This window comes from Clostridium sp. NSJ-49, assembly GCF_014287725.1.
Taxonomy (GTDB): domain Bacteria; phylum Bacillota; class Clostridia; order Clostridiales; family Clostridiaceae; genus Clostridium; species Clostridium disporicum_B.
Map to the genome: position 1 here is coordinate 1 of NZ_JACOOP010000087.1, position 7,896 is coordinate 7,896.

General features: G+C 29.1%; 5 protein-coding genes. All 5 read left to right on the forward strand.

Annotated features, from left to right (window positions below; genetic code table 11):
* The first annotated feature begins 335 nt into the window (after nucleotides 1-335).
* Nucleotides 336-2,252: an oligopeptide transporter, OPT family gene (locus H8S10_RS17445; RefSeq protein WP_186839705.1), complete on the forward strand. Its 1,917-nt coding sequence runs from the start codon at nucleotides 336-338 to the stop codon at nucleotides 2,250-2,252.
* A 143-nt stretch (nucleotides 2,253-2,395) separates the two neighbouring features.
* Nucleotides 2,396-3,241, forward strand: a complete 846-nt coding sequence (gene xerA, locus H8S10_RS17450; RefSeq protein ID WP_186839706.1) for a site-specific tyrosine recombinase/integron integrase — start codon at nucleotides 2,396-2,398, stop codon at nucleotides 3,239-3,241.
* Nucleotides 3,238-4,392: an IS91 family transposase gene (locus H8S10_RS17455; RefSeq protein ID WP_186839707.1), complete on the forward strand. Its 1,155-nt coding sequence runs from the start codon at nucleotides 3,238-3,240 to the stop codon at nucleotides 4,390-4,392. Before xerA ends, H8S10_RS17455 begins: the two co-directional genes overlap by 4 nt.
* A gap of 746 nt (nucleotides 4,393-5,138) precedes the next feature.
* Nucleotides 5,139-7,052, forward strand: coding sequence for an HTH domain-containing protein (locus tag H8S10_RS17460; RefSeq protein ID WP_186839708.1), 1,914 nt, complete (start codon nucleotides 5,139-5,141; stop codon nucleotides 7,050-7,052).
* A gap of 40 nt (nucleotides 7,053-7,092) precedes the next feature.
* Nucleotides 7,093-7,695 (forward strand): hypothetical protein, encoded by a 603-nt coding sequence (locus H8S10_RS17465; protein ID WP_055266205.1) that lies wholly within the window; start codon nucleotides 7,093-7,095, stop codon nucleotides 7,693-7,695.
* The last annotated feature ends 201 nt before the right edge of the window (nucleotides 7,696-7,896 follow it).

Genomic DNA, 7,896 nt, shown 5'->3' on the forward strand with positions numbered 1-7,896 from the left:
AATGCAAATCCTATTTGTTGCATAGGAATCACATTTTTTGTGAAGTTTTTCATATTATTACTATGCGCAAAAAAGGAAGTTCAAATTCGAACTTCCTTTTCTTTATCGGCAAATATCAAATTTTTTTTGATACAGCCCCTTTTAATATTTTTATATTAAAAATATTAAGTTTAATGAGATGTTTTTTGAATTCATAATTAGTTTAACTACCTTTCAAAAATAAATTCATTATAAAATAAATTTTTTTACAAATACTAAATAATGTGTAGAAAAATGTAGCATTATATCTAAAAACTATTTTAGTGAATTTAAGACAGTAAAGGAAAGGGATTATTATGAAAAACAAGTTACCTAAAGAGGCTTACGGTGGAGTACATGGAAAAGATTATGTTCCATTTGTAACTGATAAGTCTAAAAAAGGAGTAAACGTGGCAGCAATGATAATTGGAGTTGTCTTAGCTGCCGTATTTGCAGCATCTACAGCTTATTCTGGTATGAAATCAGGATTAACAGTTGCTGCAGGAATTCCAGGAGCTATAATTGGTTCAATGCTTATAGGAGTCTTTGCTAAAAAGAAAGGAATCCTTGGAAAAAATATTATTCAAGGTATGTCTAGTGGTGGAGAATCTATAGCAAGTGGTATGATTTATGTATTACCAGCAGTTATATTAATAGGAAGTAATGTTAGCTTCTTAGAAGGAGTAAGTGTAAGCGTTGCAGGAGCTTTATTTGGAATAGGAGCTACTTCATTAGTTTATAATTACTTAATTGTAGAAGAACATGGTCAGCTTATGTATCCTGAATCCTTAGCTATTTCAGAGACACTTGTTGCTTCAGAAACAGGTGGAGATGCAATAAAGTTTATGGGAATAGGTTTTGGAATAAGCGGAATTATAAATGTTTTAACTAGTTCTTTCTTAAATGTAGTTAATAATACAATGACTTTCTTAGGAAGTAAATTTTATAAATGGAAGTTCTCAACAGAAGTAAATCCTCTTTTATTAGGAATTGGATTTATAGTTGGGTTGGAAGTATCTTTAACTATGTTTGCAGGATCAATACTAGCCAACTTTGGTGTTGCTCCTTTAATTGGATACTTTAGTGATATGGCATCAGAAGGAATGACTTCATGGAATGATACAACTGTTGCTATTAATCAGATGGATGTTAATGCAATTTCAGGAGGATATGTTAAATACATTGGTGCAGGTATGATGCTTTGTGGTGGAATTATCGGAGCAATTAAACTTATACCAACTATAGTTGTATCATTAAAAGAAACTTTAAAAGCTAAATCTAATTCTGGTGGAGAAAAAAACTCTGGTGAGATGATAATACTTTTAGTAGGAATTGCTCTAGCTTTTGTAGCAGGTTTCTTTATTTCTGGAAGTATTACTATGGCTATAGTAGCTGCTCTCGTATCTCTTATATTAGCTTTGCTATTTGTAATAGTTTCTGGAAGATTGGCTGGAACTATAGGTACATCTAATCTTCCTGTATCAGGTATGACAATAGCAGCTTTAGTTATATTGACTTTAGTTTTTGTAATAATGGGTTGGAAAGGTCAATCTGATAATAAGTCACTACTTTTATTTGCAGAGTTTATGGTAGTTGCTATATCAGTAGCAGGTGGATATAGCCAATCACAAAAAGTAAGTTACATAATAGGTGGAAGCAGAAAAGAAATGAGAAATTACTTTGCCTTAGCTAGTATAGTAGGAGTAGTTGTAGTTACAGGAACAATTTTAGTTCTTGCTGATCAATTAAGAATTACAGGGGCTGATGCACCTTTTGCACTTCCTCAAGCTAACTTAATGTCTACTTTAACTTCAGGTATTATGTCAGGAAATTTACCTTGGCCAATGATTTTAGTAGGGATAGTAATAGCTTTATTCTTATTTATGTTAAATCTTCCTATAATGACTATAGCTATAGGTTTTTACTTACCTATATCAACAACATCAATAATTTTAGTAGGAGCTTTAATACGTTTATTTATAGAAAAAATGAGTAAGAGTGAAAAAGAGAAAGAAGTTAAGGTTTCTAACGGTATTAGCCTTTCATCAGGACTTGTTGCCGGTGGATCTATAATAGGATTATTAGGAATAATATTACAAGTAACAGGAATTGTTAAACCAAGAGTTCCAAGTGGATTTTTAGGTGGAAATATGATGGCTATAATACTATTAATTATATTAGTTATAGCAACTACAATACCGATTATGACATCGAAAGTTAAAAATAACGAATAATAGAAAGAAAGAACTAAATCGCTAAAAGCGACGGCTGGGTTTAGTGATTAACTAAAAGTTTATATGGAAAAAATAAGAAGTGAAGTTTCTTTCTCAAGGAAGCTTCACTTCTCACATTTTACACACCTTTAAGGAGTGATAAAATGTATCAAAAAATAGACAAAATGGTTAAAGATTTAGAACTTCGTGGACGAAGTAAGCAAACCATAAAAAATATGGTATATATGCTGAAAGGTTATTCTAAATTCTATAACCAGCCACCTGAATTACTAGGTGAACAGGATATTATCAACTATTTAGATTATTGCATAAATGATAAAAAATTATGCAAGGCTAGTGTAAATAGTATAAATTCAGCATTAAAATTTTTTTATGTTATTACTTTAGAAAGAGATTGGAATAACATGAGAATTCCTAGAATGAGGTGCCGAAGAAATTTACCAGCATATTTAACCAAGGAAGAAGTCAAACTTATTATTGATAACGCTACTTATTTAAAACATAAGGCAATATTATCAACTATATATTCCGCTGGCTTACGCGTAAGCGAAGTAATAAATTTAAGATTATCTGATATTATGAGTAAAGAAATGAAAATTAGAGTTAGAGCTGGAAAAGGAAGCAAGGAAAGATACACTCTATTATCGCAGAAAAACTTGGAATTATTAAGGGAATATTGGACTAAGTTTGGACATAAAAATTATGATTCAGAAGAGTATTTATTCACATCACGATGGACTGGTGAACCATTAACAGCTCGTGGAGTTGAATGTGCAATGCTAACTGCTGTTAATAAGGCAGGTATAACTAAAAAGGCTACACCACATACTCTAAGACATTCTTTTGCAACACATTTAATGAATGATGGTGTAGAGTTGGTTGTTATCCAAGCGTTGTTAGGACATTCTAATTTAAAGACAACATCTATATATCTTCATGTTAAGGATTATACTGTATTAAATGTAGTTAGCCCATTCGATAAGCTATGAGTTCATTACAAGAGATAATGTCTGTTCATGGAGAAGATTATATTAGAAGCAAAAGATTACCTTCTAATATAATAAGAGCCCTATCTTCTATTCAATATTGCAAAACAGCTTCGCTTGGCGGGCATATTTATGAATGCGATGAGTGTGGAGAAACTACAATAGCTTATAACTCATGCAGAAATAGACATTGTCCTAAATGCCAAACTTATGCCAAAGAATTATGGATTTATGAAAGAAGCAAGTCTTTACTGCCAACTCATTATTTTCATATGGTATTTACAGTTCCAGAACAATTAAATTCATTAATACTTTTTAATCAAAAGGAATTATATTCAATATTATTTAGCTCTGTATCCGAGACTTTGCTAGAACTAGCAAAGGATAAAAAATACTTAAATGCAGATATAGGATTTACAACAGTATTACACACATGGGGTCAAAACCTAATGAATCATCCACATATACATTGTATAGTTCCAGGTGGTGGATTAAGTCTAGATAAAAGTAAGTGGATAAAATCTAAGCGAAAGTTTTTTATTCCAGTAAAAGTATTATCAAGAAAATTTAAAGGTAAATTTCTATATTATTTAAATAAACTTTATCTAGATAATAAATTAGTATTTCCAGAAAGTATCAGTGAGTTAAGCTCTAGAAATATCTTTAATGAATTTAAGGATTCATTGTATAAGAAAGAATGGATTGTTTACAGCAAAGCTCCTTTCAAAAGTGCAGCCTATGTAGTTCAATATCTTGGTAGATATACACATAGAGTCGCTATATCAGATAATAGAATAATTAAGGTTGATAACAAAAATGTAGTATTTAAATGGAGAGATTACAAAGATAAAAATAAAGAGAAAATAATGACTTTAAAAGCTGATGAATTTATCAGAAGATTTACTATGCATATCTTACCCGATAGATTTGTTAAGATTAGACACTATGGGATATTAGGAAATAGAAATAAGAAATTAAAGTTTAAGCGATGTATTGAGATATTTAGGGTAAAACCTAGAGATGACGAAAAACTATCGTCAGCGGAGCTATTATTTAAATTAACAGGAATTAAAATAGGAATGTGTAAAGTTTGTGAGAAGGGAAATTTAATAGAAAAAGGAGTTTTAATGCCTCGAAGCTATTCACCGCCTTAAATAGGGCAAAATTGAATATTAGCTTGATAATGGGGAGGGGGAAAGTGTATACTTAAATAAGGAAATATATGTAATAGGGTTGGTTTAAAGTATATTTTTGGAGCTATAGCTTATTAAATTAAGTTTTAAATTTAATTTTGAAGTTTTTGAATCCCCATACGGGGGCGGATGCTTTTAGCGACTTCGTTCTATATATTGATTGCAATATTGAGGTGCATAAATTAAGTCTAGTTAATATTTAACTTTTAGTTATTAACTTAATTTATGTGCTATTCTTAGCTCTCAACATCGCAATCAACCTAACTCAAAGTGCGAAGCACTTTAGTGAAAAGTTTCACTGCGTCAAAAGGGAAAAAGTCACTGACGTGACAGTGAAAATATTGATTATGGCAATAGTGAAAAGTGTCCATATTAATACTTTTCACTTTAACTTTAGTTAAATTTTCATCACTACGATAGTAGCATTTTCACCTCGACGTAGTCGACTTTTCACTGTGAAGCTTGCTTCGCACTTTATTTTTTTTGTCGAAAATTGAAAAGATATGTGCTTTTTTATATACTATAATTAATGTAATATAAGAATTTTTAAAGTGCGCTTGCTCAATTTCCTAACCAATAGGAAAAAGAATATTTGAATCGTTACCAAAGCTTTATTAAAATTTAGTTAAAGTGATTAGAAATGATTTAATCATTAAAGTGAGTTTAGCGCATATTTGCATACGATAAAAAGTGTTAAGAGGTGCGCTATGTTTACTAAAAGGCAAACTAATATATTAGAGATAATTCTAAAGAATACATCAGGAATTACTGGTTCTAATATTGGAGAAAAACTTTCGGTTTCATCAAGAACTATCAGAAATGATATTTCACAGATAAATTCACTTTTAAGTAATGATAATATAACTATTTCATCATCTCATAAAAGTGGGTATTTTCTAAAAAATGAGTATATAGAAAAGTTAAAGGAAATATTGAATAACGAAAAAGGATTAAATTCAGCCTATCATTTAGATGATCATAGAGATTTTGTTGTATTAGGTAAAATTCTTTTTGAAGGAAAACAAAGTATATATGATTTAAGTGAAATATTATTTGTTTCTACAAGAACGGTATATAAAGTTATTAAGAGTCTACAGGAAAGTATGGCAACCCAATATTTCTTTAATGGAATAAAATACGAAAAAGAGTATGTTTTTGTTGAGGCATCTGAAGAAGAGATTAGAAAGTTACTTTTTAAAATAGTTGGTGTCAGTGTTTTTGAAAAAACAATATCATTAAAAGAAGTGCAGATTATATTTGATGATAACTTTAGCTTAGAAGAGTTACATTACATTTGCGATAAAGTAAAAAAGTGCTTTATAGATAAAAAGAACTTTGTTGATGAAGAATATATAGTTATACTAAGTTGGCTTTTATATATAGCTCAAATAAGAAGCAGTAATGGTTTTTGTAATCAGCGAAGTAAAAATAAATTAACAGATAAGAAAGCATTAAAAACAATAGAGGATTTAATAGAAGCTGGAGTTAAGTTAAATAAAAATGATGTAGAGTCTATTTATAATTTTTTATGGACTAAAAAATTAACATCTGAAAATGAGATAAGTGAAATTACTAATATTGTTTTAAGTGATTTTATTCGTGCAATTAAAGAAAGATATGATGTTGATTTAAATGATAGTGATGAACTTTTAGGAAATCTATTAGAGTATATGGAATATATGTTACGACGTATACAAAGTGACTATCAATTTGTAAATTCTATAAAGAGTGACATTAAAAATAGATATCCGTTTGCTTATGAAATTTCAATGCTAATAGTTGAGATAATATATAAGTATTTTAATAAGTACACAAAAGATGATGAAGTAGCTAATATAGCAATTTATCTAGAACCACTTTTAAATAGTTTTAGTTATAAGACTAAGATTCTTATGATAACAGATTCGAGAGTGGGGATTAATAGTTTAATTCAGCGTTGGATTAATGATAATTTTTACAATAAGGTAGAAATTGTAGGGAAAATATCTTTAAATCAATTAAATAACTATAGATATGTAGAAGATGCAGATATTATTATATCGCCTATTAATATAGAAAAAGAAGTCAAAGTACCTACCTGCGTAATTGAAAGTATACCAGATAGTAATGATATAAAAAGATTAAAGCAAATGATGCATAAAGTTAATATAGGAAATAAATTTGAAGATATTATTAAGAAGTACTTTGATAAAGATTTGATAGATATATATGATGAAGAATATAACTTTGATCAAATAATAATGAGACAAGCTAAAAAGCTTAAAAAAGCAGGTTATATTTTAAATGAAAAAGAATTCGTAGATGATGTATTGTCTAGAGAAAGAGAATATCCTACGGTTATTGGAGAGTTTGTTATGATACCACGGCCAAGGAAGATTTTCTCAGAGAAGGTTTTAGTAAGTGTAGCTATTTTAAAGAAACCTATTTCATATAAAGGAAAAAATATAAGAATTATATTTTTATCAACACAATCATATAAAGCAAATTATGATTTAAGTCTTTTATATGAATTATTTAAAAGAGTAGCTTTAAATAAATGTATATTAAGATCATTGATTGACTTAGAAGAGAAAAGTGAATTTTTACAATGGTTCATTGATTTATCTAAGAATATCAAATAACTTTAAATATAAATAAGTGTAAAAACAAGGAGAAATTATTATGAGTTATAGTATGTGGGCAGAAATAAAAACAAGAAATGGTTTTGCAGCAGATGAAATTATTTCATGTTATCAAAAAGCAGTAAGAAGATCAATGGTAGAAGAGGCATGTGAATATGCATATGAATTATATATAACTTCACCACAATTATTAGATAAATTATGGAGAAGAATATTAACTATATCTGTTGAAGATATTGGATTTGGTAATCTAGATGCAGCAGTTCAAGTTAATGCATTAAATGAAATGAGAAAGAACTATCCATATGATGATGGAGATCAACCAATGTACTTCATCCATGCAACAAGAATTTTAGCAGAAAGCACTAAAGACCGTTCAAGTGATTATTTAAAGAATATAGTAATTAAGAGCTTTGCAATGGGTAAAAAAGTTGAAGTTATGGATGTTGCTTTAGATAAGCACACTAAGAGAGGTCAAGAGATGGGAAGAGGTTCAAAGCACTTCTTTGAAGAAGGAACTAAAGTAATACCTCAACTTAAGATTGACAATGATTATAGAGAAAGATATGGAAAAATCTTAGAAGTATACAAGCCAGAAGAAGCAGTAGAAAACGCATTTGTTTACGGAAAAGATCAATTTTAGTTAAGAAGGGGCTGTCTCTGAAATGATTTTTAAAATCATTTCAGTAGACGGTCTTTTTATTTTTTATTCATATATTTATATGAAATTATTTCTAAATGAACAAGTTTTTTGACACGACAAATAGGAGGTTATAAACCTCCTATTCTCTGTAAAAATATACCTTTACGCTATTTTCTTTTCATGCAATAATATACCATTTCT